Here is a 340-nt window from a genome sequence, read left to right as displayed (position 1 = left end):
ATGTTGGTCAACATAAAACAGCAGAGCTTGTTATGTCGGCATTAAGCCAAATTAAACAACCATTATCAAAATTAGATTTATTTCATTCAGACCGCGGTAAAGAGTTTGATAATCGGTTATTAGAGGCGTGTTTTAAGACATTTAATATCACGCATTCATTAAGCAAGAAAGGGTGTCCATATGACAATGCGGTAGCGGAAGCGACATTTAAAACAATTAAAACGGAATTTGTAAAAGGCCAACGTTTCAACTCAACGGCTGAGTTACAACGCGCTTTTTCGGCTTATGCTTATTGGTATAATCATAAACGATTACATTCTTCGTTAGGCTACTTGCCTCC

1 protein-coding gene is annotated in these 340 nt (G+C 37.1%); it reads left to right on the top strand.

Annotated features, from left to right (window positions below; translation table 11 throughout):
• On the top strand, positions 1 to 340 hold a 340-nt coding region (locus tag B9N71_RS05715), incomplete at both ends, for an integrase core domain-containing protein (protein ID WP_143422053.1).

The sequence above is a fragment of the Gilliamella bombi genome (assembly GCF_900103255.1).
GTDB lineage: Bacteria > Pseudomonadota > Gammaproteobacteria > Enterobacterales > Orbaceae > Gilliamella > Gilliamella bombi.
This window is presented reverse-complemented; position numbering and strand designations above follow the sequence as displayed.